This window comes from Nocardioides limicola (assembly GCF_016827675.1).
GTDB classification, from domain to species: domain Bacteria; phylum Actinomycetota; class Actinomycetes; order Propionibacteriales; family Nocardioidaceae; genus Nocardioides; species Nocardioides limicola.
Genome location: NZ_JAERJA010000004.1, coordinates 67,182 through 91,908, shown reverse-complemented (window position 1 = coordinate 91,908; position 24,727 = coordinate 67,182). Strand labels below are relative to the sequence as shown.

Genomic DNA, 24,727 nt, shown 5'->3' with positions numbered 1-24,727 from the left:
GCCTTGCCAAACGTCAGAGGTCTGACCGCTTCCAGAAACTGTCGTAGTAGGGCCAGTCGCGGTTGTTGCAGTGGCGTGCGTGGGTCCGGTCGATCTCATCGAACCCGGCCATGGCCTTCGACCCAATCACCTTGCGCCGACCGGGCACACCCATGTCGGGCTCGCTCCGCAGCATGTGCATGAGAAACATGTGCCGAACCGAGGATGTCACCCTCAGATAGTGCTTCGCCGTATCCGGTGCCATCTCCTGCAGGCTCGCGGCGTTCCAGAACAGGTCGATGTCCCGGCCCTGCAGCATGTCGAACTGCCAGTTGCCGAGCACATTGATCTTGCCTCGCACGACGTCGTCCAAGGACGTGAACTCGCGTGCCACCTGGTACGGAACGACGCCGTGGTCATCTTCGAAGACCTTCGTGAGGTACTGGTTCGCAACGTAGAGCTGGGTCGGAAGGTCGAAGAGCACGATCGTGGAGTGCGGATGCGCCTTCCTGAGCAACTCGGCCTGCTTGCCGCTACCGGAGCCGAGTTCGACGATGACGTTGTCGCCGTTGAAGTCGAAGTACTTGCTGACGTAGGCGTAGCGATGAAAGAAGTTCAACCAAGAGAGGGTGTAGAAGCGACCCTGCACCTCGAACCCGTTGGGGTTGCCGACCCGCGAAACGGCCAGCTGGTCGATTGTCCGGGCGCCCGCGGGGACGAAGGCGTTGGCGGCGGTGCCGTAGACCTTCCAGATATCGGTGCCTGCCGACAGCCCGTCCACCGCGCCGAAGGAGTGCAGTACGTATCCGGGGGATCCCTTCGGGTGAGAGTGCTTGCGAAAGTCCCGCAAGCCCACGTCACGGAGGAAGTCCGCGAAGATGCGCGAGTAGCCGTCCCAGCGCGCGGTGGCACCGTACCGCTCCCCGCATCGCGCCTGATCCGTCAACATCAGATCGAGCAGTTCGATGTCGTCATCGGCCTGGATGGTCATCCGTGCGCCTCCCGACTTGCTGCAGAGTTGGTTGGTGTCAGTCCAGCAGGTCCCAAGTCAGCGGCGTCCCGCGGGGTGCGTCGCGGGCTACCCGGCGACCAAGGACTTCGTCCAGGTGCTTCGGGGGGAGGCCCGAACCTGGGCGGATGCTGCGGACGTTGGCGTGAGTCAACGCGTCGCCCGCCATCACGTCGGCTGTCAGGTAGAGCGATCGCCGGCGTCCCCGGGCGCCTTGCTCGGCCGCCGTCGGGGAGTACCGGACCTCGCCGAGTGCAGCGCGCGCCGCGGCCGTCTCTGTGGCCAGCTGAGCGAACTCGCTCGGCTCGAGCGAGAAGGCGCTGTCGACGCCGCCGTCCGCTCGATCGAGTGTGATGTGCTTCTCCAGGACGACCGCGCCCACTGCCACCGCCGCCACCGCCACGCCCACGCCGAGACTGTGATCGGACAGCCCCACCTGGCAGCCGTACCGCTCCCGCAGATCCGGGATGGTGCGCAGGTTCGAGTCCTCCGGGCGTGCCGGATAGCTGGTCGTGCACTTGAGGAGGATGAGGTCCTCACAACCTCCGGCACGCGCTGCCGCCACCGCGTCGTCGATCTCGTCCAGCGTGGCCATCCCGGTGGAGATGATGAGTGGCTTGCCCTTGCTGGCGGTGTAGCGGATGAGCGGCGTGTCGACGATCTCCGAGGAGGCGATCTTGTAGCAGGGCACCCCGAGATCGTCGAGGAAGTCGACCGCCGTCGGGTCGAACGGGGACGAGAAGCACACCATGCCGTGCTCCCTGGCTCGCTCCATGATCGGAGCGTGCCACTCCCAGGGGGTCATGGCCTCGGTATAGAGGTCGTACAGGGTGCGTCCGTGCCACAGCGACCCGGGCGTGGTGATGCGGAACTCGCCCTCGTCGAGATCGAGCGTCATGGTGTCGGCTGTGTAGGTCTGCAGCTTCACTGCCTGAACGCCGGATCCCGCGAGCGAGTCCACGATGGCGATAGCACGATCGAAGGACCCGTTGTGGTTGCCGGACAGCTCAGCGATCACGAACGGGTCGGCGTCTGGACCGACCGGAAACCTGCCGATACGCATCATGCGGCACCGCCACGGCGGAGAACGACCAGCTCGCCTGCCGAGTGAATGAGTGGGGGACCGTAGCGGCCGACGGGCTCGAACCCGTGGCGGGCATAGGAGTCGACGATGAACTGCGAAGTGACCGGCTCCATCACGAGCCGCTCCACTCCGGGGTTCCAGAAGTTGGTCGGCCGGTACATCGGATCGCACCTCGCCATCCCGGCGAGGATCTCGTCGGTCATGGCGCCCCAGCGCAGGTCGTCAGTGTTGGTCATGAGGTCCTTCGGCGGTGGCGGCAGGTGCTCGATAGTCTTCCATGCGGGTTCAGGCGTCAAACCGCTCACGCACCAGGTCGGCGAGTCCGTGCTCAGGTCGCCAACTGAGCTGGTCGGCAGCCACGGTGCAGTCGAGCCGGTAGACCGACCGATCCTCGTCCTCGACAGGGCGGCGTACCACGGCTTCGGGACCAAGACCCCCCTGGCGAGCGACCTCCTGGGCCATCTCCAGCACGGAGAATCCTCCCGTGCCAATGTTGGCGACCAGGGATCCGGACGATCGGTCGAGGCTGAGCTCGATCGCCCGCACCAGATCAGTCACGGCAACGAAGTCGCGGACCGCGGCGCCGCTGCCCGAGATCGTGATCCTCCCGTCGGTGCGGGCCTGTTCGACCATACGTGGCAAGGCGCCTCGCCCACCGTCTCCGGGCCCGGCGACCTGGGCGACGCGCAGGGCCACCGACGCGATCCCGGATCGTCGCGCATGCAGCGCGATGATCTCCTCGGCGAAGAGCTTGCTCAGCCCGTAGAAGGAGTCGGGCGGTTCGGCGCAGTCCTCGCGCAAAGGCTCGGTGAGCCACGAGGGGTAGACCATTCGGGAGGAGGTGAAGACCAGCCGCGGTACGTCGGCCGCGATCGCGGCACGTGTCACCTGCTCGGTCAGCTCCACATTCGGCCCGAGATACGCAGACACCGGTGTGTCGAGGCTGTCGACGCTGCGGCCCGCCAGGTGCACCACGCTGTCCGCGCCGACCAAGGCGGCTGCCAGCGGCGCGCCGTCCTCGAGCCGCTGTTGAGTGCCGTCACTTCCCCGGCCGATCTCGACGACATCGTGGCCACGCTCGCGCAGGTGGCGGACGGTGTGCTGACCGATGAACCCCCGGGACCCCGTGACGGCGACCCTCATTCGAAGTCCCTCGTTATCCCGTACCCGAGCCGAGCCACCAAGCCGTTCGTGTCACGTGCGAGTTCTCCGGGCTCGAGGTGAAACTCCTCGAAGACGACGTCACCGAACCCGGTCAGGCTCCACGCGGTCGGGTCGAAGGGCACCTTGGGATCGGTCAGATGGAACCGGAGCGTGTGGTGGACGTCATCGGACCGAGGCATTGGGCCGCCCGGCCACGGCTCGCCGGTGAGCATGGCGAAGCAGGTGGTCAGGAGGTCGAACCCCGTGTGCACCTCGATCAGCCGCCACAGGTGGCACCCGTCCAGACGCGGCGCCACCTCGACGATCCGGGGACCGGCCTCGGTGATGATGAGCTGGAAGTAGAGCGGTCCGGTGACGACGCCCAACGCCCCGATGAAGTGTTCAGCGAGCCGGTGGATCTCCGCGGTGTCGTGCTCGCCCAGGATGCGGGACGGCATGGTGTGCGCGGAGGGGATGCCCGTCAGCGGGCCATCCCACACGTGCCGGTCCGACGGCAGAAACAGCTCGATCCGCCCGTCGACGACAAAAACGTGCACCGAGACCTCGGGGCCGACCAGCAGTTCCTCGATCACTGCCGCGCCATTGCGGGAGGCAGCCCAGGCAGCCGGCAGCGCTGAGCGCGCCTGGCTCCCATTCTCGACGATAGTGATGCCGCGTTGGCCCTGGCTGTCGACCGGCTTCACGATGGCCGGATAGCTCTCGAACCCCGCGAGCTGGCTCTCATCGCGAACCACGCGGTGCGCAACCGGGCTCACCCCCCGGTCGGCGAGGAAGGCTCGCAGCAGATCCTTCCGGTGCAACGTCTCGGTGATCTCGCTGGAGTGGAAAAGCGGTAGCCCGAGGCGTTCGCTGACGGCAGCAACGGTCGGCATCGCGATGTCGGATCCGACGGAGTAGACGACGTCGACCTCGAGTCGGCCGCACAGTGCAGCGACGGCGTCGACGTCGACGATGTCGACGACGAAGAACTCGTTGGCAGCCGCGACGCCGGGTCCGTCGGCCACATGACCACAGGCGTAGACCGTCCAACCCGCCGAGCGGAGTCGGTGCATGGCGTCGGCCTGCCCAGGGAGGGCACCCAGGACCAGGGCGGAGCGTGACATGTGACCCTCTCGTGCGTCCGGCGTGGTCATGTCTGGAGCGGGACCATCCACCCGCCCTGTCGGGTCAGGTCTCCGGCGGAGGACCCGACGGAGTCGAAGTCTAGGTGATGGACTCCAGCTGGTTCGAAGTCCAGGTGGCCCCGACTCCTGCGCCACCGACCCGACGATGACAGCGCAGCGAGCACACCCTGGTCGAGGCCCGCTGCCGGATCCACTCCCCCGGTCACTCGCACCGCATCTCCCCGGATGCTGCCGCGTATCCATCCTGTGGGGACTCCGTCGACGAGGAGGGTGAGTCGGTGGACATCGGGGTCACTCAGGTCGGACCCGAAGGCCGCCTCGTCACGGCGCCAGTCCTGGGGCTGATCACTGTCGGACAGATGAGCGGGGGCAGATCGGGCGTCTGCTGCAACGAGGGCGACCTGTGGCTGACCGGATGGGCAGATCAGGGCCGCGACTCGATCAGTGCCCCACCCGTCGACGAGGTCGGGGGGACGCGGCGGCCCGTGCTCGAGCAGTCGGGCGAAGGTCTCGATGTACCGTTCGTGGGGGACCTGGCCGACCAGGCCGGCCCAGACGACGAGGCCGGCGTCGTCCAGTGCCCGCGTGACGCCGGACTGGTCGGGCGCGGTGGTGGTGACCACGCTCGGCACTCGCAAGCACATTCGTTCCCACGTCGCCGCGCCGCTGGCACCGACGGAGAGATCCGCCTCTGCCAACAGCGGAGCGAGCGTCGGCACCGCCACGTGGAGCTCGACTCTGGTGTCGGCCGCCACCAGCTCCCTCAGCCTCCCTGTCACGGCGCCGGGATTCCCTACCACCACATCGATGGCCGCATCCACCTCGGTGGCCGAGAGCGCCGCCACCGCCCGCGCCGTCTCGCCACCCGGATCGGTGCCACCGAAGGACACCAGGACTCGCTGGGGCGGCCACTGCACGCTGGGCCGGTGCGCGCGTAGGTCACGGTAGGCGCGCTGCAGGAGGGCGTAGCGAGGGCCGATGTGGGTGCGGCAGTGATCGGGCAGCAGCTCGTCGTAGCGGGTAGCGGATCCGGTGCCGTACCAGTTGTGGTCGACGAGTCGGTCGACGTCGCGGGCCGTGGTGGCGAGGTCACTGACCGCGACGAGCTGCCCCGCGATCGGTCGTACGCGCGAGTCCCACAGCCGGTCCAGGCCGTAGTGGTCCACGATGACAGCGTCGACCGACCCGCCGGCCGCGGCGATGGTCGCGTCGGCATCAGCGAGCTGACGGTCCAGCGACCATGGTCGCTCGAACGATGGGAGCTCGTCGGACAACGCGATGCTCTCGAAGCCAGCTTCGGCGATGAGCGGATCCGCACGCCCGGCTGAGATGAACCGCACCTCAGCGGAACAGCCGGCGAGTGCGCGGGCGAGCGAGATCTGTCTGACCACGTGGCCCCTGCCGATCCGTGGGCCTGCATCAGCGCGGATGAGCACAGTGCGCGACGCCGTCACGCCTCACGCGCCTCGATCAGTCGGTGCAGCAACTCGGCACGCTCCCGATCCCCAGGGGTGTCGATGTCCTGGACCCGCCCGTGCGGCAGCACGTGCAGCTGGGTGCGCGCCTGCAGCACCGGCGGACCATGCAGCCACGCGGCGCGAGTGCCCCGAGTTCGAACTTGGCTCACAAGGATGTTCCGCCCCTTGAGTGTCGGTGTGGGCGACTGGCTGATGCGGGCCAAACTAGCACCCGGTTCTACACTGTTCCGTGGTAGAACCTCACACGAGAATCACGTCGGCGTGATCACAGCAACGCTGTGTCGTGAATGTACGGCGCCGGCGGCGCCATCCCGCGAACCGCGAGATAGTTCTGGGTCCGCAAGGACAGCCTCGCTTGCATACCCACGTCGATCGCCCACCGGTTCGAGCTGGTGATGTTGGGAATCCTGACGTCATCCGATGAGGAGGCCAGGCACTCCCACAGTAGCGATTTGGCCGTGGCGACCCGGCTGGCAGCAACCACCTTCACGTACCCCGGCGAGACGTACGCGTACCCAGTTCGGTCATCTGCGACCACGAGTCGCGCACCGGGCGCCAGGAGTGCGTGATCCGGGCCATGCGCACCGCCGCGCAGGCTGCGATCGAGGTCATCGATCCACTCCCGGTCCTCGGCCGCCCCGTCACGCAGGCCCCTCACGGCGGGGAGAGCCGAGCGGTCCGGGCACCCACCGAATTCGAACTGGGGGTGAAGGTCGAATCCTGAGAGGTGGTACCGCCTCAGGGCGCGGGGATCGTTCGTGGAAGCGAGGAGAGCTCGGTCGCAGTCCGCGCCGTACGACTCTGCCGCGTCAAGCACCAGTTTGCCGATGCCGCGGCCTTGTGCCCCCCGCCGGGTGGCATACGCGGCCAAGATCCACAACCGTTCCCGAACCACCGCGGTCGCGACGCCGACGACGCCAACGTCCCCCTCGGCCACCCAGCAGCCGCCGGGGTCGGACTCCAGGAATGCGCGCGTGCGCTGGATCCAACGATTCTTCCGCTCGGCGCTGCGCTGTGCCGGCTCCGGGTCTCCCCGAAACGACGTCGCCGCGGCGACATCGTCGAGCGCGGTGTCGCAGACCTCTTCCGCGGCGACCAGATCCTCGTGCCGCATCGGACGGAGAACGGCGTCACTCACGAGGCGAGCCTACGGCAGGGTCGCCCATGACGAGATCGAGAGACATCGGCGTGCCGGCAACCGCGTCCCTGCAGAAGCGGCGCCCGACGATCTCGTCGAATCGGTCCGTCCGCAGGCCGGCGGCCGGACGGACCGACCGCACATTCTCGGGTGATACGACGTCTCCGGCCCTGACGTCGCGGGTGACATACAGGGAGCGCCGCAGGCCCAGGACCTCCGACTCCACGCGCTTGGGGCCGACCACAGGTTCTCCGAGTGACTGCCAGGCCGTGTATGCCTCCGACACGAGCAACCGGAACTCGTGGGGCTCCAGCGAGAAGCCCGCGTCCACGCCCCCGTCATCACGGGAGAGCGTCAGGTGCTTCTCGATGACGCAGGCCCCGAGGGCTACAGCCGCGACGGATGCCCCGATCCCCATCGTGTGATCAGACAATCCCACCGGAACGTCGAGCGCATCTCGGATCACCGGCAACGCGCGGACGTTGGAGGCATCCGGGGGGGCGGGATACGACGCCGTGCACCCGAGCACGATGACATCCTCGTTACCCGTGGATCGCGCTGTCCGCACGGCAGCGTCGATCTCTCCCATGGTGGCGGTCCCGGTCGAGATGATGATCGGACGGCCAGTCGCAGCGACGGCGTGGATCAATGGCAGGTCGGTGATCTCTGACGAGGCGACCTTCATCATCGGAACATCGAGCTGGTCGAGGAACTCGATCGCCGTCGGGTCGAACGGGGCGGAGAACGCCAACATGCCAAGCTCGCCGGCGAGGTCGAAGATGTCCTTGTGCCACGCCCACGGGGTGTGCGCCTCCAGGTACAGGTCATAGAGCCTGCGATGGGGCCACAACGGGTGATCGGCGCTGAGCCGGAACTCCGGCCGATCGACATCCAGGGTGATCGTGTCGGCCGTGTAGGTCTGGATCTTGAGCGCATCCGCACCGGCCGCCGCAGCGGCCCGCACGATTTCCAGTGCGCGCGCCTTGTCCCCGTTGTGATTGCCCGACATCTCCGCAATCAGGAGCGGCGGGTGTCCGTCACCGATCTTGCGACCATTGACCTCGATCGTCCTCATACCCATCCTCACAACCCCATCACATCCACCACTCTTTGCCGACCACGACCATCGACGAGCGCCCACGCGCGTTCTCTGAGCCTGTCTCGCAATCCGCCGTCGATCATGAGTCGCGCCAAGGCGGGCTCCGCAGTTCGACGTTCGCGCAGTTCGGCCAGGCGGCCGATCCCGACCGCCACCTGCTCACCCACCACTCGGTCGTAGCCGTCCCGTTGATTGTCCGCCACGCATACCAGTCCGGCGGCTACGCCCACGCACGCGAGTTCCCAGATCGAGGTACCGGCCGCACTGATGACCAGGTCGGCGCGCGCCATCCTGGCGGCAAGGTCGTCGGTCGGCTCGATCACGCTCAATGACTGCCCGGTCCCGATCGGGACCCGAGCCACATCATCGTGCTGATCGGGACGGGCAACAAAGGTCGCCGAGAACGGCGCACGGGTGCGGGCAAGCGCTCGCGCCACGACCGGGGCGGCGCCGTACGCGTCCGTGCCACCGAAGAATGCGAACACCTCCGGAGGGTCTCGATCTCCCCCTCGACGAGGTGTTGCCGGCCGCTGGGCGATGATGTCGTCGCGCATCAACGCGAACTTCGAACCGGCCATCCGGCGCGAGCCGGGAGCGAGCACCCATGTCTCATCCTCCGAACCGAAGTTCTGATCTACGTAGATGTCCGCATCACGATCACGCGGATCGCCATCGACGATCGCTACCAGATCGACCCGTTCCCGGACCGCGGAGTAGACCGCGGCCGGAAGAGCGTAGGAGTCGATCACGACAACACGTGGCTGGAGTCCCTTCAGCAGTTCGAGATGGTCGGCCGCATCAACTGCTGCAGGGACCGAACGAATGCCCCTGGCTCGAAGCTGCTCGGCAGCGAACGGAACGGACTCCACATCGGCCGCGACCACCACCCCACGCCCGCGGGCCAGCAACTCCTCGGCCAGAGCCAGACAGCGCATCAAATGACCCACGCCCACCCTCGGGCCGAGGTCACAGCAGATGAGGGCATCGACAGCCACGCGGACCTCCCGGTGTCATCGATCGACCAAGAGACTCGGTCGATGTCTCCCGGCGGCGAACGCTACAGTCGCAGCGTACGGGCATGGGCCCCGAGGACACGAAGAAGGGAACGGATTGCACGTGGCAGGAGACCGGATTGCCCTGATTCCCGCACGTGGGGGCAGCAAGCGCATCCCCCGAAAGAACATCAAACCTTTCCGTGGCACTCCGCTTCTCGCTCGTACGATCGAGATGCTCAGCGAGGTCGAGGCGATCGACCGAGTCGTCGTGTCGACCGACGACGATGAGATCGCCGAGGTGGCACTGAGCGCTGGAGCCGAGGTTCCGTTCCGGCGACCGGCCGACCTCGCGAATGATCACGCCGCGACCCGCCCCGTCGTCCGCCACGCCATCGAAGCCCTCGAAACTCTGACCGGTGGCACAGTCGGCGAGGTGTGCGTCGCGTACCCCGCGGCCGTCTTCGTCACTCCAGCAGACGTCGACGAGGCCTTCCACCGGCTGATCGACGGGGGGTGCCAGTTCGTGATGTCCGCGACTGCCTTTCCGGCACCGGTCCAACGGGGCATGACGATTGACAAGGAGGGCCGTGTGGCGATGCTCTGGCCCGAGCACGTCAACACGCGCAGCCAGGACCTGGCACAGGCCTACCACGATGCCGGTCAGTTCTACTGGGGAACTCGATCGGCGTGGCTCCACGGCCCCCACCCTATGCAGGCGAACACGCTATTGCATCTGCTGCCACATTGGCGAGTCCAAGACATCGACACCCCCGACGACTGGGAACGTGCCGAGATGATCCACCGACTGGTGGAGGAGCGGGCGACCGATCAGACACCGAACTCTGACTCGTAGAAGACGCGTTCGCGCTCGATCAGGTCCCGGTAGCCTGCAGCGGTGACTGCTCGACCGATCTGGTCGATGGCTGCTGTTCGGGAGAGGATCGGGAACGTCCGCGGATCGACGGTGGTGTAGTCCATCCAAGCCGGTATCGCGAAGTCCCGAACGATCATGCCAGGGATGTCCCGACTGAGCCCCTCGAGCAGGGCCGACGAACCGCTGGAGATGGAGACGAACAGTGGATTCGGCAACTCCAGTTGAAGGGCGTGGTCATAGACCGGGCGCCAGCCTCCGGTCGACCCGACTTGGCGTTCCAACCACTGCTCGTGTTCACCGGTTCGGCCGCGAGGTTTGAACCACAGGTCCACGTCGAACTGTCGCTGCAGATCCGCGATGCCTGCGAAGAAGGACCGGTAGAGCTCGACGTGCGCGGCGACATCGAGCATCGGCATGTCACCCATGGCGGGACGGCCACCGAACACGACGACTGACAGCGGTGCGCCATCCGCAGGCGACACTTTGTGGTCCGGCCGGATCATGAGCTCCGGGGTGTGGTGGACCGGCTTCTCCGGGAACGCATGCCGCCAGATACGCACGCCGGACCGAGTGACGGCATGGACCTCATCGAAGGAGTCGGCCCTCCGCAAGCCAGTGTGCACCGGATTTGTCGAGTGTGGCCAGAGCACAACACGTCCTCCGGCCCGCCTCACCGCATCGGCCAGGATGACCGGTTCGGTGTACATATGATCGGCCACGTGGGCTTCGACGATGCCTCGCTCCTCCACCATCACGTCGGCGGCCTCCTTGAGATGGCGAAGGCGGGCGCCGGTGGCCCGCAACAGCCAGTCCGACCAAGTGCCCACGATGCTCTCGCTCTGCTGGAAGGTCGCGCTGCCTGGCTGCTCATCGTCGTAGTCGGGGTCCAGGTCGGTGCCCTCGACGTCCGCGACATAGAAGAGTGGGAAGGTGAAGGTCGGCAGGTCCTCCTCACCGCCGCAGAGGCGGGCGCCTGCGGTGATCGGCAACGTTTCAGAGTTGTTGGAGTAGGCGAACTCCTGGATCACCGACCCAGTCGCAAGGATCAGGCAATCAGGGAGTTGGGCAGCGACCCGGGCCACCGAGCGAATGCCAGCGGGCGCCAACACGCGGGTGTGCCGGGCGCTGTCGGGCACCACCTCGAGCCGGGATCGCACGGTGCGCCAGCCCGGCCGAAGAGTGAAGCCGGTGGCGTCACGAGACCCGAGATCGTCGGCGCGGCGAAGGAACGCGTTGCAACCGAGTTCCAGCAGTGCGAAGTACAGGTACAGGACGTCGAAGTCACTGGCCGCGTATCCATCCAGCCAGAGGTACTCCAAGCCCGGGCACTCGATGATCACGGGGTCTTCACCAGCCGCCGCCGCGATCTCGCGGGCACAACGGGACGCCGGCACGAAGAGCGCCAACTCCTGGTACAGCGTCAGGATCAGCGCATCAGCGATGACGTCAGGGGCGAGCCCCAAACCGGAACTGACCTCGGAGCCGAACTGGCGGGCGAACTGTCGCGCCCTGGCAAGGAGCAGATCAACGTCACTGTCCAACTCCGGCCACCTGTCGCGAGCAGAGAGTTCTTGCACCAACCCTGTCAGGCGCCCGTGATCGAAGTAGTGACCGTGACGCACCGCCAGGTCTGCGGAGGATCCCGGTCGGACCGTGATCAGCCGAAGTGGACCAATGACTCCTTCCGTGATGGGAGGAGGCGGCGGAAACTGACGAAGGAAGGCAGCTGTGGCGTCTCCGTCCAGCGGCCACACTTCGGGCTGCTCACCACGCCGCAGGCGCAGCAGCGCCAGTTCATGGGCGAAGCTGGGAAAGTCGGGAAACAGGCCCGTGCTGTGTCGTAGGACATCGAGCTCACACTCATCAAGCTCGGCTCGGCGCACCACGTCGAGCAGGGCCAGGTAGAAGTCGGGAGTCGGCGGAAGCGGCATCTGAGCGGCCTCGCCGAGATGCGCGACCACCCCCTCCCAGGCTGACTGACTCCAGTCGCCGATCGCGGACCGCAGCGGAAGGGCAATGGAGTCGTTGGGCTCGAGGTCACGCTGAGCCTGCCGATGCCTGGCCCGATGCCAGCGCACCCAACGCACCAGTGCGGTGGACCAGCGCTCGTTGGCCATCGCCACGTGCGCTCCCTCACCGAGAACTCGGAAGTTGCGCGGGAAGCGATCTATGGCTGTCTCGGCGAGATCCGCCGCTGCCGCCTGCTCACCGTTGTGCCGCAATGCGCGGATCGCCTGGGTGTGCGCGCGGACGCCAATGGTGTCGCCGTGTCGGTCCAGGGTGGCGCGCCATCTCTTCGCCGCCAACTCCCACGTCTCGCTGCGAGTGGCCAGCCGCGCGCGGGCCACCATCACCATCGGATTCTCCGGGTATCGGCCGATCGCTTCTGCGAGAACGGCTTCCGCACCGGGGTAGTCCTCAGCAGCAGTCAGGCGAGCAGCACTGTCGAGGTACCCGGCGACGGAAGGGTCCTGTTGGACGGGCAACAGACTCGGTCCTCTCTGGTCATCGCCGCCTGGCAAGGCGTCCGGCGGTCAGACTACTGGCTGAGCAACCCGGCCGGCCCCGCGTTCGGTGTCGTCAGGTTCTCCCGAACCGATCGAGGTTCGCGCGGACCATCACTCCTCGACCTGACCATGTCGGCCGGACAGATGACATACGATCTGCGCCTCCTCCGAGCGCACGGTCTGATCACCCGCCTGCTGCAGACCGCCAGCCGCGCCTACCATAAGGAGCTTCCGGCAAGCTCACAAAGGAATCCGGACTGGCATTCTGAAGCTCGACCCGCAGTTCCGGCTTCGCCGGTTCTAGCTTTCGCGGGCCGCCGTCAGATCCTCGTGACGCTCCTGCAGTATCTCGGCCAAGGCCAGTGTTGCCACCTCAAGGAGCTCGGCGTCGGTGGGCTCGGGGAGGTCACCGAAGGCGCTCTCCGGCGGAACGAGATCACCGAGATCACCCACGACCTGACACCCAGACTGCCGGATCTCAGTGATCCACTCAGAACTCAACTCCGTGCACCACGCGCGCATCGACTCGGGCAGTCGGGCGGGGACACCCGACTGACGCTGAAGGATCTCCTCGGCGAGCCACTTCTTGCCAACGCGGCCGTATCCGTGTCGAACCGATGGGAGCCGGTCGCCGAGCGCCTCGTTGACTCGCCGTAGCAACTCGGCCTGGGCGTAGCCGATCGAGGCGTTGCGGACTTCGCCCTCGAGGTCGAGACGGGCTGCGTCCGCACCTAGGACCCCGCAGAACCGTTCGAGAAGTGTCCCCTGGGTGCCCGGCCGCGGCGAGGTCACAAGGTGGACGCGCTCGGCAGGCACGATCGAGCACCAGTTCGCAACGATCTGCGGCAGATCCTGATTGCTCCACAGGTCCAGAGCAGGCTCCGCCCTGTGACGGATCGCCGTCAGGAGCTCGGGGAACGAGTAGGTGTGCCGGTCCTTGATCCGCTGTTGCCATGCCGACGACAACTGTCGAGCGAAGTCCCGGGCAGTGATGACGACATGGACCTCGCGACCACCAGCGCGCGCCAAGAGCGCCTCGGCCTGCTCCGGCGTGGTCGGCGCGAGGGCCTCCTGGGTCAGCAGCGCCGTTGGTGCAGCACACTGGCGCAACTTTCGCTCGAACCGGTCGAGGGCCTGATGGGCCCTGGGGTCGTCCTGCTCCCGAATCAGGCCGCGAACCTGCAACGTGATCTGGAACGTACCGGCACGGCGCGGGGGAACCAACGCGACGCCGTCGGCGGCCAACACATCAACGTTGTTCCGCAACACCGACTGGAGGTGCGACGTACCACTCTTGGGGAGCCCGACGTGCAGAAGCAAACGTCCTGGCTCGGCCATCGTCGATGCTCCTTGTTCTGCAGCCATGCGAGAACCCTACGACCCCAGACGATCTGGGGATCTGGTCAGTCCGATTCGCCTCGACCCACGCCGTGGGTCACAGTCCCACTGCAATCAGCCGGAATGCAGCGCCATCGGATCGGGTGGCCCGGGCGCTGAGGGTGCTCCAGCGACCCTTGCCCCAGTTCAGCCAACGTCATTGCACCGGGACGTCGCGATGCCAGGACTCGGTGACGTACGACGTGGCCCAGCCCATCCCCGTGTAGAGCGACTGCGCGCCGGTCGGGGAGTCGGCGTCCACCTCGAGGGTGACCCGGTTGCGGCCGCGTGCCGCAGCGTCGGCGACGACCGTCTGCAGGAGCTTGGTGGCCACACCGCGACCACGCGCGGTGCCCAGCACGCCGATGTAGGCGACGTACGACCCGTCCGGGCCCTCGGGCGACTCCGAGGCGGTGGCGACGAGGGCGCCGACGGGGTCTCGATACACCGCCTCGTCCCTCGGCGGCACTCGACCACCGGACTCAGCCTCGTCCCTCGGCGGGGTCTCGACAGGCTCGACCAACGAGGAGCCGGATTCAGCATGCTCGACCGACGAGGGGGCGGACTCAGCAGGTTCGATCAACGAGGGGGCGGCTTCGGCTGCTCGGTCGATCTCGGCGAGCCACCAGTGGTCCCAGCGGTGCCCGGGGTCCTCGCGGAGCCGGTGCACGAACTCGGCGAACGTCTCCTCGCGGTGGTTGAAGTGGTCGGTGAACGAGCCCTCGATCACCTGATGCACCTCTTCGAGGTCCCCGCGGTCGGGCATCCCCGACCCCTCCCGGCGCACCAGTCGCACGGTGACCCCGTCGGCCTCCCAGAAGTCCGGGTCCGGCACCAGGTCCGACTCGTCCAGGGTCACCGGACGGGTCATCTGCCACCAGGTGCGGACCCGGGCGAAGCCACCGCCCTCCAACCACTTGTGCTGGCGTTCGTCCGCGGCGAAGGCGCCCGTGTCGATCTGCTGGGTCGCCAATCCCCGGGCCGCGCCGACCTCCCGGGCCTGGGCCTCGGCCCATTCGAACAGCACCGTCGAGCACTTGTCGGCCACCGGCTCCGGCAGATCCCGGGCCACGATGTGCACGAAGAGCATCCGGCCGGCCGCACGGTCATGGACACTCCCCCAGGCGCGGATCACCCCGCCCGGGTCGCGGACCACCACGTTCTCCCGCATCCGGGTGCCCTCGATCTCGACCAGCACGTCGTCGCGCCCCGACGAGGCCCAACCCCGGGCGCCCTCCTCGTGACGCTGCAGCAGGGTGGTGAGCTGCTCGACATCGGCCTCGACGGTCGCGTCGACGCCCCCGATCTCCCAGCCTGGAGGCAGCGGGGGCTCCTCGGACAGGGCCTGCTCGGGGTCGCTCTCGAATCGGTTGTCGTCGGGGATCACGTGACAACACCCTGCCACATGAGGCTCGGCGACCGAGCCGAGGTGCGATCAGGCGTGCTTGCGGACCGGCGTCGAGGTCCAGACGTCCAGTTCTGCCTTCAGTGCCTGCTGCTCCAACTCAAGCTCGGCGAGCCGGACGATGGCCTCGGCGGCCCGCTGGTCGGCCTCCTCGAGGCGGGCGCGGATCTCGGTCGCCTCGCCCTCGGCGAGGTCGGCGCGGCGCGCCTCCGCCGACATCTTCCGCGCCAACTGGGCGGCCCGGCCCTGGGCCTCTGTGACCGCGACCTCCAGCTCCCCGATCGCGCTCTCCTTGGCGGCGATCCGGGCTTGCAGGGTCGCGAGCACCTCCGTGTGTTCCTTGGTACGCCGTTCACTCAGGTCGGCGTAGGCCTGCGCCTGCTGCGCCCGGTCCCGCGCCCAGTCGCGGCGGGTCTGCAGCAGCTCCGCATGGGTGATCTTGGTGGCTGCCGCGCCGAGCGCGACACCGCCGAGGGCAGCGATCGTGGTGACGAGGGACGAACCGCTGATGACCGCACCCAGGACGAGCAGCGCGGCAGACACGAGGAGGGTGACAGCGACCATCAGACGGACGCTGCGCTGACGACGACGGGGGGAAGACATGTGATCAGGCTAGGTCCGACACCCCTGTGATCCCGGCAGACACGCGCGGCACGGGCGTCACTCCTGTCACAGGAGGCTGCGTGACCGGCCTCAGCCTCAGCCTGGGGAGGGTTCCGCGGAGTCGTCGGGTGCGTCGCCGCCGTCCACCCGGCAGGTCCGCTCCAGCAGCAGCGCGACCACCACGATCACCACTCCGGCCAGCGACGCCAGCGCCGACCGGCCGATCCGCTCCCCGACCAGCGGCGACGCGGAGCCGAGCCAGCTCAGCGCGTGGCCGGCGTACCCGCCCGCGACCAGAGCGCCGACCAGGGCACAGGCCCTCGCCAGCAGCAGCCGGTTCACGCCCTCATGGGCCTCCAGCAGCGGTCGGCGGTCACGGACGGTGCGCCAGGTGTGCCAGGCGACCACCGCCAACACCGCGGCCGCGAACCAGAGCACGACCACCTGCTGCCAGGTGACCAGTGGAGTGAGCCCGGGCAGTCGGCGCAGCCCCCAGCCGCAGACCAGCCCGACCACCAGGAAGAGCGTCAGCGGTCCGGGGCCCAGGGGCCGGATGGAGCCGCGGGGTTCGGGTGTCGGGGCACCCGAACCGGTCACTGGACCTCGAACTCCAGGTCATCTCGGCGAGCGATACCGGACACGTCGAGCTCGGCCAGCAACTCAGAGATCGGGCCGCGGCCGGGGATCACCGCGTCCGGCTCGATGTCGTGCCACGGCTGCAGCACGAAGCTCCTCAGATGGGCCTGGGGATGCGGCAGCTTGAGGTGCTCGGTGTCGCTGAGCCGATCGCCGACCACGATCAGGTCCACGTCCAGGGTCCGGGGGGCGTGCGGGACGTCGCTGCGCTCGCGCTCCAGCGCATCCTCGATGGCCAGCGCGCGGTCCATCAGCCGGGCCGCCGGCAGGGTGGTGTCGAAGGCCACCACGGCGTTGAGGAAGTCCCCGGAGTGCTCGGGGGCGTCGACCGGCTTGGTCTCATAGACCGGCGAGGCGGCGGTGATCCACACATCGGGGGTGTCCATCAGCGTGTCCAGCCCACCCTGCAGGTTCGCCATCCGGTCTCCCAGATTCGACCCGAAGGCGATCACGCAGCGGCGGATCGGGTGCATCTCACCGGTGAGCGAGTCGGCGTCAATGACTGCTGGGTTGGGAGTCTCGGTCACGGTGTCCTCATTCTCCTCGATCGGTCAGGTCGGGTGATCGTCAGGGCAACGTCGGTGAAGGTCGCCGGGATGGGTGCGTCCGGCTTGTGCACCGTGACCCGCACCCATTCAACCCCATGCACCAACAGGCACACATCGGCCACCCGTTGGGCGAGCGTCTCGATCAGGTCGACCGGGTCACGCTCCACGGCGTCCTTCACCGTGGTCACGAGACTCCCGTAGTCCACGGTCGCCCGCAAATCATCGGTCGCGGCTGCTCGGGTGGTGTCCAGGCCCAGGGACAGGTCGATGACGAACCGCTGGCCATCCTCGCGCTCGTGGTCGAAGACCCCGTGGTGCGCGAAGCACTCAACCCCGGTGATCGTCAGCTCGTCCATCGGCGCCGACGTTACCCCAGCGCCCGAGCCACCGCGACGGCGTCCGCGCTGGGGCGCACCCGGTGCACCCGGACGCACCAGGTGCCGCGCCGGGCCAGCAGGGCGGTGAGCGCGGTGGTGGCGTCCTCCCGCTCGTCCACCGGCCGTGGCTGGCCGTCGGCGGCGAGCAGCACGCCCAGGAACGACTTGCGGCTGGCCCCGGCCAGCAGCCGGTGCCCCAGCCCGTCGAGCTCGTCCAGACCGGCGAGCAGCTCCCAGTTGTGCTGGGGCGTCTTGGCGAATCCCAGCCCGGGATCGAGGATGATCCGCTCGGGCGTCACTCCGGCCGCCACTGCGGCGTCCACCCGGGCCGCGAGCTCGTCCCGGACCTCGGCCACCACGCCGCGCGGGTACGACGCATGCCGCTGCATCTGGTCCGCGTGCGCCCGCCAATGCATGGCCACGTACTCGACACCGGCGTCGGCGACCACATCGAGGATCCCCGGATCGGCCAGACCCCCGGAGACGTCGTTGACCAGGGTCGCGCCCGCAGCGATCGCCGCTGCCGCCACCTCGGCCCGCATCGTGTCCACCGACACCCGGGCGCCGGCGGCGACCAGCCCGGTGATCACCGGGATCACCCGGCCCAGCTCCTCGGTGACCACCGGCCGAGTGGCCCCGGGCCGGGTCGACTCCCCGCCCACGTCCAGGATGTCGGCACCCTCGGCAAGCAGGGCCAGGCCGTGCTCGATGGCGGCGTCGGCTGCCACGAACCGACCGCCGTCGGAGAACGAGTCGGGGGTCACGTTGACGACCCCCATCAGCAAGGTCATCGTCGGCCGTGGATCAACGCCATCGCCTCGGCCCGGGTGGCGGCCTGCAACATCTGGCCACGGACCGCGGAGGTGATGGTCCGGGCGCCACCCTTGCGCACCCCACGCATCGTCATGCACAGGTGCTCGGCCTCCATCACCACGATCACCCCACGCGCTTCGAGCAACTCCATCAACGCGTCCGCGACCTGGCTGGTGAGGCGCTCCTGCACCTGAGGGCGCTTGGCATACAGGTCGACCAGCCGAGCGAGCTTGCTCAGGCCGGTGATCTTGCCGGAGTGAGCCGGGATGTAGCCCACATGAGCCACCCCGGTGAACGGCACCAGGTGGTGCTCACACATCGACCACAACTCGATGTCCCGGACCAGCACCATCTCGTCGTGACCCAGGTCGAAGGTGGTGGTCAGCACCTCCTCGGCCCGCATCCGCATCCCCGAGGTCAACTCCTCGTAGGCGCGGGCGACCCGGGCCGGGGTCTCCAGGAGTCCCTCCCGCTCAGGGTCCTCACCGATCGCGAGCAGCAGTTCCCGGACCGCCGCCTCCGCCCGGGCATGGTCGAAGGCGGGCACCTCGTCCGGGTCCCGTTCGGGCAGCTGGATCGGGTCGGTCACGGCCGGGGTTCCTCCGGGTCGGGGGCCGGGGTCTCGACAGGCTCGACCGTCGAGTCGGACGGGTCCGTCGGCTGGACCGTGGGGTCGGTCGGCTCGCCGGACGGGTCCGTCGGCTCGGCCGCCGAGGTCGGGGGCTCGGGCAGGGCCCGGCGCCGTACCTCGTCGGGGATCTCCACCGGCGGGATGGCGGAGGGCACCCGGGTCGGCGACCCGGTCCAGGCCGGCCGCCGGTCCCGACGGCGCAGTGCCTCGAAGACCTCGGCGATCTCCGCCTTGTCCAGGGTTTCGCGGTCCAGCAGCGCGAGCACCAGCGCGTCCAGCACGTCGCGGTTCTCGGTGAGGATGTCGAAGGCCTCCTGGTGCGCCGCCACCAGCAGCTTCTTGGTCTCCTCGTCGACGATCGCGGCGACCTCTTCGGAGTAGTTCTTGGAGTGGCCCAGGTCGCGGCCCAGGAACGGCTCCGAGTTGGACTCGCCCAGCTTGATGGCGCCGAGCCGTTCGGTCATCCCGTACTGGGTGACCATCGCCCGGGCCAGGCTGGTGGCCTTCTCGATGTCGTTGCCGGCTCCGGTGGTGGGGTCGTGGAAGACCATCTCCTCGGCCGCCCGGCCGCCGAGCATGTAGGCGAGCTTGTCGAGCATCTCACTGCGGGTCTGGGAGTACTTGTCCTCATCCGGCAGCACCATCGTGTAGCCCAGCGCCCGGCCGCGCGGCAGGATCGTCACCTTGTGCACCGGGTCGGTGCCCGGCAGCGCCGCAGCCACCAGGGCGTGTCCGCCCTCGTGGTAGGCGGTGATCAGCTTCTCCTTCTCACTCATCAACCGGGTGGACCGCTGCGGGCCGGCGATCACCCGGTCGATGGCCTCGTCGAGGGCCGCGTTGGTGATCAGCAGCTCGTTGTTGCGGGCGGTGAGCAGGGCACCCTCGTTGAGCACGTTCGCGAGGTCGGCGCCGGTGAATCCCGGCGTACGACGGGCCACCGCGAGCAGGTCGATGTCCTCGGCGATCGGCTTGCCGCGCGAGTGCACCTGGAGGATCTTGTGCCGACCGGCCAGGTCCGGGGCGTCCACGCCGATCTGCCGGTCGAAACGACCGGGGCGCAGCAACGCCGGGTCGAGTACGTCGGGCCGGTTGGTCGCCGCGATCAGGATCACGCCACCGCGGACGTCGAAGCCGTCCATCTCCACCAGCAACTGGTTCAGGGTCTGCTCACGCTCGTCGTGACCGCCGCCCATGCCGGCGCCGCGGTGTCGGCCGACCGCGTCGATCTCGTCGATGAAGACGATCGCGGGGGCGTTCTCCTTGGCCTGCTCGAAGAGGTCCCGCACCCGACTGGCGCCGACGCCGACGAACATCTCCACGAAGTCCGACCCGGAGATCGAGTAGAACGGCACCCCGGCCTCGCCGGCCACGGCGCGGGCCAGCAGCGTCTTGCCGGTGCCCGGCGGACCGTAGAGCAGCACACCCTTGGGGATCTTCGCGCCGACGGCCTGGAACTTGGCCGGTTCGGCGAGGAACTCCTTGATCTCGCCGAGCTCCTCGATCGCCTCGTTGCAGCCGGCCACATCGGCGAAGGTGGTCTTCGGCATGTCCTTGGTGATCAGCTTGGCCTTGGACTTGCCGAACTGCATCACCCCGCCCCCGCCGCCCTGCATCCGGTTCAGCAGGAACAGGAAGATCAAGATGATCAGCGCGAACGGCAACAGCGTCGCCATCAAGGTGCCGAAGAAGTTGGGCTGGGGGTTGGAGGAGTTCGACTGCTCGATCGTGCCGGCAGCGACCTGGGCGTCCACCGCGTCCAGGAGTCGCTCCTGTTGACCGGTGACCCAGTAGGCGGCGATCTGGTCGCCGTCCTCACGGACACCCTCGGCCAGGGTGGCCTGGATCTTCTGTTCGTTGTCGATGAACTCGATCTCGACCACTTCACCGGCCGCGATGTGGGCCTCGAGTTCGGAGGTGGTGACCTCGTCGTACCCGTCCCCGGGCGCGACGAACTGCAACAACAGCAGGACCCCGACCACTGCGACGACGATCCACAGCCACGGGCCCTTGACGATTCGCTTCACACCGGTGCTTTCACTCTGAGTGGTTGTCGACGCCCGACGTTACAGGCGCCGACCCAGTGGGCCCATTCTCGCATCGGCACCTCAGCGAGGTCAGCCGCCGTACACGTGGGGGGCGAGCGTGGCGATATCGCGCAGGTTCCGGAACCGCTCGTCGTAGTCCAATCCGTAGCCGACCACGAACTCGTTGGCGATGTCCCACCCGATGTACTTCGGCTCCACCGGCATCGCCAGGGCGTCCGGCTTGCGCAACAGAGTGGCGATCTCGACGCTGGCCGGCCTTCGGCTGGACAGGTTGGAGATCAGCCAGCTCAGCGTCAGCCCGGTGTCGATGATCTCGTCGACCACCAGCACATGCCGGCCGGAGATATCGGTGTCGAGGTCCTTGAGGATCCGCACCACGCCCGACGACTTGGTGCCCGACCCGTAGGAGGAGACCGCCATCCAGTCCATCTCCACGTGCCGGCCGAGGCCGCGGGCCAGGTCCGCCATCACCATCACCGCACCACGGAGGACGCCGACCATCAACAGGTCCCTGCCCTCGTAGTCGGCCTCGATCTGGGCGGCCATCTCACCCAACTTGGCCTGGATCTGGGCCTCGGTGAAGAGGACACCGGTCAGATCCTTCTCGACGTCAGCCGCTTCCATGGGCGTCAGCCTGCCACATCACGATCCGCCCCTCGCGCCGAGCCGCCCGGACTGGACCGGGCAGGTCGATCCATCGCTGGCCGTGCCAGTCGGTCACCAGTGCGTCGAGGTGCGACAGATGCCCGTGGGTGAGGTCCGCGGGGATCGCTCCGGCTTTCAGGGCGGCCCGACGCAGCACCCGGCTGCGCAGTGCCCCCGGGAGCTTCTCGAGCGCCTCGGTGTCGAGGCCGGCGTCGTCCTCGACCTGGTGGTACGCCTCCTCGGCCAACTCATCGAGCAGGTCGTTGTCGGCCCGGAACTGGTCCGCGGTGCGGGCCAGCGCGGCGGCCACGCCCGGCCCCAGTTCGGCTTCCAGGAGCGGCAGCACCCGCTGCCGCACCCGGGCTCGGGTGTACGCCGGGTCGGCGTTGTGGGGGTCGTGCCAGGGCTGCACCCCCAGGGCCACGCAGGCGGCCTCCGTCTGCGCGCGGGACAGCCCGAGCAGCGGCCGGACGTAGCGGCCGTGCCGTGGTCGCATCCCGGCCAGCGACCTGGAACCGGAGCCGCGGGCCAGCCCGAGCAGCACCGTCTCGGCCTGATCGTCGCGGGTGTGACCCAGCAGCACCACCGCAGCCCGGTGTCGGTCCGCGGCCTCGTCGAGTGCGTCGTACCGGGCCCGTCGGGCGGCCGCCTCAGGGCCCTGCCCGACACCCACCTGCACCGGGATCGCCTCCGCGACCTGGGCGCCGAGCGTTCGGGCGAGCGCCACCACCTCCTCGGCCCGGGTCGCCGACCCCTCCTGCAGACCGTGGTCCACGGTCACTGCGACCACCACCAGCGCTCCCTCACGCGCCTCGGCGACGGCCGCTGCGAGCAGGGCGGTGGAGTCGGCACCGCCGGAGCAGGCGACCAGCACCGTGCTGCCCGGGTCGAGCTCCGCCAGGGCAGCGCGGACCGCAGTGCGCACCGCGGCCAGCGGCTGGGTCACAAGACCCGGTCCATCCAGGCGCGGGGTTCGTGGATCTCGGCCAGGTCGGGCAGGTGATCGGGCGCCGCCCAGACGCTGTTGAACCGGTCCATGCCCACCTCGTCGACCACGGCCCTCACGAACGTGGCACCGTCGCGGTACTGCGCCATCTTGGCGTCCAGTCCGAGCAGTCGACGCAGGATCCGGTCCAAGGTGCCGACGCCCTGACGTCGGCGGGTGAAGGCCTTACGGATGCTGGCCACGCTCGGGATCACACCGGGGCCGACCCCGTCCATCACCACGTCCGCGTGCCCCTCGAGCAGGCTCATCATCCCGGTGATCCGGTCGATCACCCGGCGTTGTTCGGGGCTGCTCACCATCTCCAGGATGCTCATCCCCTTGGTGCCTTCGCGCAGCGCCTCCAGGGCTCGGGCGAAGCCGACGTCGAGCGCGCTGCCCGGGTCGACGGCGTCCACCAGGTCGCCGACCTGGGCGAGCAGGTGATCACGCAGCCAGGGCACGGAGGTGAACTGGACCCGGTGAGTCTCCTCGTGCAGGCACACCCAGAGCCGGAAGTCGTCCGGGTCGGCGTTGATCTGTTGCTCGGTGTGCACGATGTTGGGGGCGACCAGCAACAGCCTGCCGGTGTCGGCGTACATGGGGTCGAACTGACCGAGCACCTTGCTGCCGAGGAAGCCCAGCAGCAGACCGACCTCGGTGCCGGTGACCCGCGAGCCCACCGCACGGATCGCACTGGTCCCGGGCAGGGTCCGGGCCGCCTCGAGCTTGTCGGTCAACGGCGCGATCACCCCAGCGAAGGCATCGGCGTTGGCCCGCACCCAACCGGCCCGGTCCACGACCAGGAGCGGCGCTCCGTTCGGGGGCGCGTCCAGGCCGGTGAACTCTCTGACCAGGTCCCGGGAGCGGTCCGCATCGACCCGGAGCTGCGCGACCGTCGAGGCGGCCTCGGCAGGCGACACCTGCGGCCCATCGCCGGCCAGGCGGGCGCCGAGTCGGACCGCCAACTCCCAGTCGACCATGTCAGTCATGCCCCGACCCTATGCCGGGGTCACACATGTCCGCGGTCCGGTTCCTTGCGGGGCCTCGGGACAGCAGTTGCGCGGACATGTGTGCCCTGTGGATGAGGTCGGGCGCCGCCGCGCGCTTCCGGGCAGGCTGTCGCCCATGGCTGGCCACCGTTGGGACCCCAGGGCACCCCATCCGGGAACGTTGGTGCGGCCGGTGCGGATCGACCCCACCGGCCGCACGGGACCGACCCCCGGTCAAGCGCGTGGTCCTGCGTGGCGACGGACATCCCATGGCTGGTACGTGCCCAGCGACACGGGAGGGTCCCCCGAGCAAAGGGCCATGGAGCACTCGGTGCTGCTGCCCGCTGGCGGTGCCGTGACCGGTTGGGCGGCCTGTCGACTGCACGGGGTGAACCTGCTCGACGGGTTGGCCACCGACGGCCGGACCCCACTCCCGGTGCCGTTGCTGGTGGGCAGGGCCGGCACCGGGCACAAGGGCCACGACGGGGTGAGGTTGCTCTACGCCGACCCAGGTGAGGTGGAGCATCGTCATGGGATCCCGGTCGTGTCCATCGAGCGCGCGGTGTGCGACGCGATGTGGCTGACCCACGACCTGCGGGAGGCGGTGGTGGTCATGGACATGGCAGCGGCTGCGCGACTGACCAGCATCACCCGGGTGCGCGATGCGGTTGCGGCCAGACCCCGCGCGACGGGGGTCATCCTGGCCCGCCAGGCGCTGACGCTCGCCAACGAGCGGTCCGCCTCGCCCAACGAGACACGCACCAGGCTGATCTGGGTGCTTGACGCCGGGCTGCCTTCCCCACTGGCCAACTGTGCGGTGCACGGAGCTCGCGGGCAGTTGCTGGGCATCGCCGACCTGCTGGACGTCGAGGCCGGCCTGGCCGTGGAGTACGACGGCGCCGATCATCGCGACGTACGCAGGCACAGCCGCGATGTGCGCAAGGAGTCCGCGTTCCGCGAGCACGGGATAGAGGTGGTCCGGGTCACCGGGCCCGATCTGGCCGATCGGGGTGCCGTGGCGGCGAGATTGATCGCGGCCCGGGCCAGGGCCAGGTTCGAGCCGGTCGCGCGCCGATCGTGGCGGGCAGCCCTCCCCGCAGTGTCACTCGATCAGCAGCTGGCCGAGGCCGAGGTGCTCGCTGAGCTCCGGCGGGAGTGGAGCGCCTGAGAGATGTCCGCGATGCGGTCGTGGGCGGGGTCCCGGGACAGCAGTTGCGCGGAC

Annotated in this window: 25 protein-coding genes; 2 read left to right on the top strand and 23 right to left on the bottom strand. The window is 68.5% G+C overall.

Annotation, left to right across the window (positions count from 1 at the left end; translation table 11 throughout):
* Positions 1-13 precede the first annotated feature (13 nt).
* The 10 genes from JKG67_RS09950 to JKG67_RS09910 form a co-directional block, all read right to left on the bottom strand.
* Positions 14-970, bottom strand: a complete 957-nt coding sequence (locus tag JKG67_RS09950; protein ID WP_203337154.1) for a putative sugar O-methyltransferase — start codon at positions 968-970, stop codon at positions 14-16.
* 37 nt (positions 971-1,007) lie between these two features.
* On the bottom strand, positions 1,008-2,054 hold the full coding sequence (pseI, locus tag JKG67_RS09945; protein ID WP_203337153.1) for a pseudaminic acid synthase: 1,047 nt from the start codon (positions 2,052-2,054) through the stop codon (positions 1,008-1,010).
* Complete coding sequence (locus JKG67_RS09940; protein WP_203337152.1) at positions 2,051-2,308, bottom strand: hypothetical protein; 258 nt, start codon at positions 2,306-2,308, stop codon at positions 2,051-2,053. Before JKG67_RS09940 ends, pseI (JKG67_RS09945) begins: the two co-directional genes overlap by 4 nt.
* Before the next feature lie 49 nt (positions 2,309-2,357).
* Complete coding sequence (locus tag JKG67_RS09935) at positions 2,358-3,215, bottom strand: NAD-dependent epimerase/dehydratase family protein (protein ID WP_203337151.1); 858 nt, start codon at positions 3,213-3,215, stop codon at positions 2,358-2,360.
* On the bottom strand, positions 3,212-4,339 hold the full coding sequence (locus tag JKG67_RS09930) for an ATP-grasp domain-containing protein (RefSeq protein WP_203337150.1): 1,128 nt from the start codon (positions 4,337-4,339) through the stop codon (positions 3,212-3,214). Before JKG67_RS09930 ends, JKG67_RS09935 begins: the two co-directional genes overlap by 4 nt.
* 26 nt (positions 4,340-4,365) lie before the next feature.
* Positions 4,366-5,796 carry a UDP-2,4-diacetamido-2,4,6-trideoxy-beta-L-altropyranose hydrolase gene (gene pseG, locus JKG67_RS09925; RefSeq protein ID WP_307816525.1) on the bottom strand — a complete coding sequence of 477 codons (1,431 nt, stop codon included), beginning with the start codon at positions 5,794-5,796 and terminating at the stop codon, positions 4,366-4,368.
* Positions 5,797-5,810: 14 nt separating this feature from the next.
* On the bottom strand, positions 5,811-5,933 hold the full coding sequence (locus JKG67_RS18875) for a hypothetical protein (RefSeq protein ID WP_275403331.1): 123 nt from the start codon (positions 5,931-5,933) through the stop codon (positions 5,811-5,813).
* Positions 5,934-6,103: 170 nt separating this feature from the next.
* Positions 6,104-6,952, bottom strand: a complete 849-nt coding sequence (locus tag JKG67_RS09920) for a GNAT family N-acetyltransferase (RefSeq protein WP_203337148.1) — start codon at positions 6,950-6,952, stop codon at positions 6,104-6,106.
* Between the two features lie 16 nt (positions 6,953-6,968).
* Positions 6,969-8,117, bottom strand: coding sequence for a pseudaminic acid synthase (pseI, locus tag JKG67_RS09915; RefSeq protein WP_307816504.1), 1,149 nt, complete (start codon positions 8,115-8,117; stop codon positions 6,969-6,971).
* Positions 8,060-9,070 carry a PseG/SpsG family protein gene (locus JKG67_RS09910; RefSeq protein WP_203337147.1) on the bottom strand — a complete coding sequence of 337 codons (1,011 nt, stop codon included), beginning with the start codon at positions 9,068-9,070 and terminating at the stop codon, positions 8,060-8,062. Before JKG67_RS09910 ends, pseI (JKG67_RS09915) begins: the two co-directional genes overlap by 58 nt.
* 121 nt (positions 9,071-9,191) lie before the next feature.
* Here JKG67_RS09910 and pseF point away from each other — a divergent pair, with 121 nt between their 5' ends.
* Complete coding sequence (pseF, locus tag JKG67_RS09905; RefSeq protein WP_203337146.1) at positions 9,192-9,923, top strand: pseudaminic acid cytidylyltransferase; 732 nt, start codon at positions 9,192-9,194, stop codon at positions 9,921-9,923.
* On the opposite strand, the gene JKG67_RS09900 is transcribed toward pseF, so the two are convergent.
* The 13 genes from JKG67_RS09900 to JKG67_RS09840 all read right to left on the bottom strand — a co-directional run bounded on the left by JKG67_RS09900 (position 9,899) and on the right by JKG67_RS09840 (position 23,505).
* The gene (locus JKG67_RS09900; RefSeq protein WP_203337145.1) at positions 9,899-12,430 is read right to left on the bottom strand and encodes a tetratricopeptide repeat protein; all 2,532 of its coding nucleotides are present in this window, start codon (positions 12,428-12,430) and stop codon (positions 9,899-9,901) included. The two genes, pseF and JKG67_RS09900, sit on opposite strands and share 25 nt — an antisense overlap.
* A gap of 321 nt (positions 12,431-12,751) precedes the next feature.
* Positions 12,752-13,816 (bottom strand): hypothetical protein, encoded by a 1,065-nt coding sequence (locus JKG67_RS09895; protein ID WP_203337144.1) that lies wholly within the window; start codon positions 13,814-13,816, stop codon positions 12,752-12,754.
* A gap of 169 nt (positions 13,817-13,985) precedes the next feature.
* Positions 13,986-15,215 carry a GNAT family N-acetyltransferase gene (locus tag JKG67_RS09890; protein ID WP_307816503.1) on the bottom strand — a complete coding sequence of 410 codons (1,230 nt, stop codon included), beginning with the start codon at positions 15,213-15,215 and terminating at the stop codon, positions 13,986-13,988.
* Between the two features lie 48 nt (positions 15,216-15,263).
* Positions 15,264-15,836, bottom strand: coding sequence for a hypothetical protein (locus tag JKG67_RS09885; RefSeq protein WP_203337143.1), 573 nt, complete (start codon positions 15,834-15,836; stop codon positions 15,264-15,266).
* 96 nt (positions 15,837-15,932) lie between these two features.
* A complete protein-coding gene (locus tag JKG67_RS09880; protein WP_307816502.1) occupies positions 15,933-16,433 on the bottom strand; it encodes a DUF3180 domain-containing protein in 501 nt (166 codons plus the stop codon).
* Positions 16,430-16,999 carry a 2-amino-4-hydroxy-6-hydroxymethyldihydropteridine diphosphokinase gene (gene folK / locus JKG67_RS09875; RefSeq protein ID WP_203337142.1) on the bottom strand — a complete coding sequence of 190 codons (570 nt, stop codon included), beginning with the start codon at positions 16,997-16,999 and terminating at the stop codon, positions 16,430-16,432. Before folK ends, JKG67_RS09880 begins: the two co-directional genes overlap by 4 nt.
* Positions 16,996-17,376, bottom strand: coding sequence for a dihydroneopterin aldolase (gene folB, locus JKG67_RS09870; RefSeq protein ID WP_203337141.1), 381 nt, complete (start codon positions 17,374-17,376; stop codon positions 16,996-16,998). The genes folK and folB overlap by 4 nt, the downstream gene beginning before the upstream one ends.
* A gap of 11 nt (positions 17,377-17,387) precedes the next feature.
* Positions 17,388-18,188, bottom strand: coding sequence for a dihydropteroate synthase (folP, locus tag JKG67_RS09865; RefSeq protein ID WP_203337140.1), 801 nt, complete (start codon positions 18,186-18,188; stop codon positions 17,388-17,390).
* Positions 18,185-18,757, bottom strand: a complete 573-nt coding sequence (gene folE, locus JKG67_RS09860) for a GTP cyclohydrolase I FolE (RefSeq protein WP_307816524.1) — start codon at positions 18,755-18,757, stop codon at positions 18,185-18,187. The genes folP and folE overlap by 4 nt, the downstream gene beginning before the upstream one ends.
* 38 nt (positions 18,758-18,795) lie before the next feature.
* Positions 18,796-20,865, bottom strand: a complete 2,070-nt coding sequence (gene ftsH / locus JKG67_RS09855) for an ATP-dependent zinc metalloprotease FtsH (RefSeq protein ID WP_203337139.1) — start codon at positions 20,863-20,865, stop codon at positions 18,796-18,798.
* 90 nt (positions 20,866-20,955) lie between these two features.
* Positions 20,956-21,510 (bottom strand): hypoxanthine phosphoribosyltransferase, encoded by a 555-nt coding sequence (gene hpt, locus JKG67_RS09850; RefSeq protein WP_203337138.1) that lies wholly within the window; start codon positions 21,508-21,510, stop codon positions 20,956-20,958.
* The gene (gene tilS, locus JKG67_RS09845) at positions 21,497-22,477 is read right to left on the bottom strand and encodes a tRNA lysidine(34) synthetase TilS (RefSeq protein ID WP_307816501.1); all 981 of its coding nucleotides are present in this window, start codon (positions 22,475-22,477) and stop codon (positions 21,497-21,499) included. Before tilS ends, hpt begins: the two co-directional genes overlap by 14 nt.
* Complete coding sequence (locus JKG67_RS09840) at positions 22,474-23,505, bottom strand: Rv3626c family coenzyme F420 biosynthesis-associated protein (RefSeq protein ID WP_307816500.1); 1,032 nt, start codon at positions 23,503-23,505, stop codon at positions 22,474-22,476. The genes tilS and JKG67_RS09840 overlap by 4 nt, the downstream gene beginning before the upstream one ends.
* Before the next feature lie 319 nt (positions 23,506-23,824).
* On the opposite strand from JKG67_RS09840, the gene JKG67_RS09835 reads away from it, so the two are divergent.
* A complete protein-coding gene (locus tag JKG67_RS09835) occupies positions 23,825-24,673 on the top strand; it encodes a putative endonuclease domain-containing protein (protein ID WP_203337137.1) in 849 nt (282 codons plus the stop codon).
* Positions 24,674-24,727 lie beyond the last annotated feature (54 nt).

Coding starts and splice junctions, on each gene's coding strand:
- JKG67_RS09950 (WP_203337154.1), bottom strand. CDS start 970: ATGACCATCCAGGCCGATGACGACATCGAACTGCTCGATCTGATGTTG.
- pseI (WP_203337153.1), bottom strand. CDS start 2,054: ATGATGCGTATCGGCAGGTTTCCGGTCGGTCCAGACGCCGACCCGTTC.
- JKG67_RS09940 (WP_203337152.1), bottom strand. CDS start 2,308: ATGACCAACACTGACGACCTGCGCTGGGGCGCCATGACCGACGAGATC.
- JKG67_RS09935 (WP_203337151.1), bottom strand. CDS start 3,215: ATGAGGGTCGCCGTCACGGGGTCCCGGGGGTTCATCGGTCAGCACACC.
- JKG67_RS09930 (WP_203337150.1), bottom strand. CDS start 4,339: ATGTCACGCTCCGCCCTGGTCCTGGGTGCCCTCCCTGGGCAGGCCGAC.
- JKG67_RS09920 (WP_203337148.1), bottom strand. CDS start 6,952: ATGCGGCACGAGGATCTGGTCGCCGCGGAAGAGGTCTGCGACACCGCG.
- JKG67_RS09895 (WP_203337144.1), bottom strand. CDS start 13,816: ATGGCTGCAGAACAAGGAGCATCGACGATGGCCGAGCCAGGACGTTTG.
- JKG67_RS09885 (WP_203337143.1), bottom strand. CDS start 15,836: ATGTCTTCCCCCCGTCGTCGTCAGCGCAGCGTCCGTCTGATGGTCGCT.
- folB (WP_203337141.1), bottom strand. CDS start 17,376: ATGGACGAGCTGACGATCACCGGGGTTGAGTGCTTCGCGCACCACGGG.
- folP (WP_203337140.1), bottom strand. CDS start 18,188: ATGACCTTGCTGATGGGGGTCGTCAACGTGACCCCCGACTCGTTCTCC.
- hpt (WP_203337138.1), bottom strand. CDS start 21,510: ATGGAAGCGGCTGACGTCGAGAAGGATCTGACCGGTGTCCTCTTCACC.
- JKG67_RS09840 (WP_307816500.1), bottom strand. CDS start 23,505: ATGACTGACATGGTCGACTGGGAGTTGGCGGTCCGACTCGGCGCCCGC.
- JKG67_RS09835 (WP_203337137.1), top strand. CDS start 23,825: ATGGAGCACTCGGTGCTGCTGCCCGCTGGCGGTGCCGTGACCGGTTGG.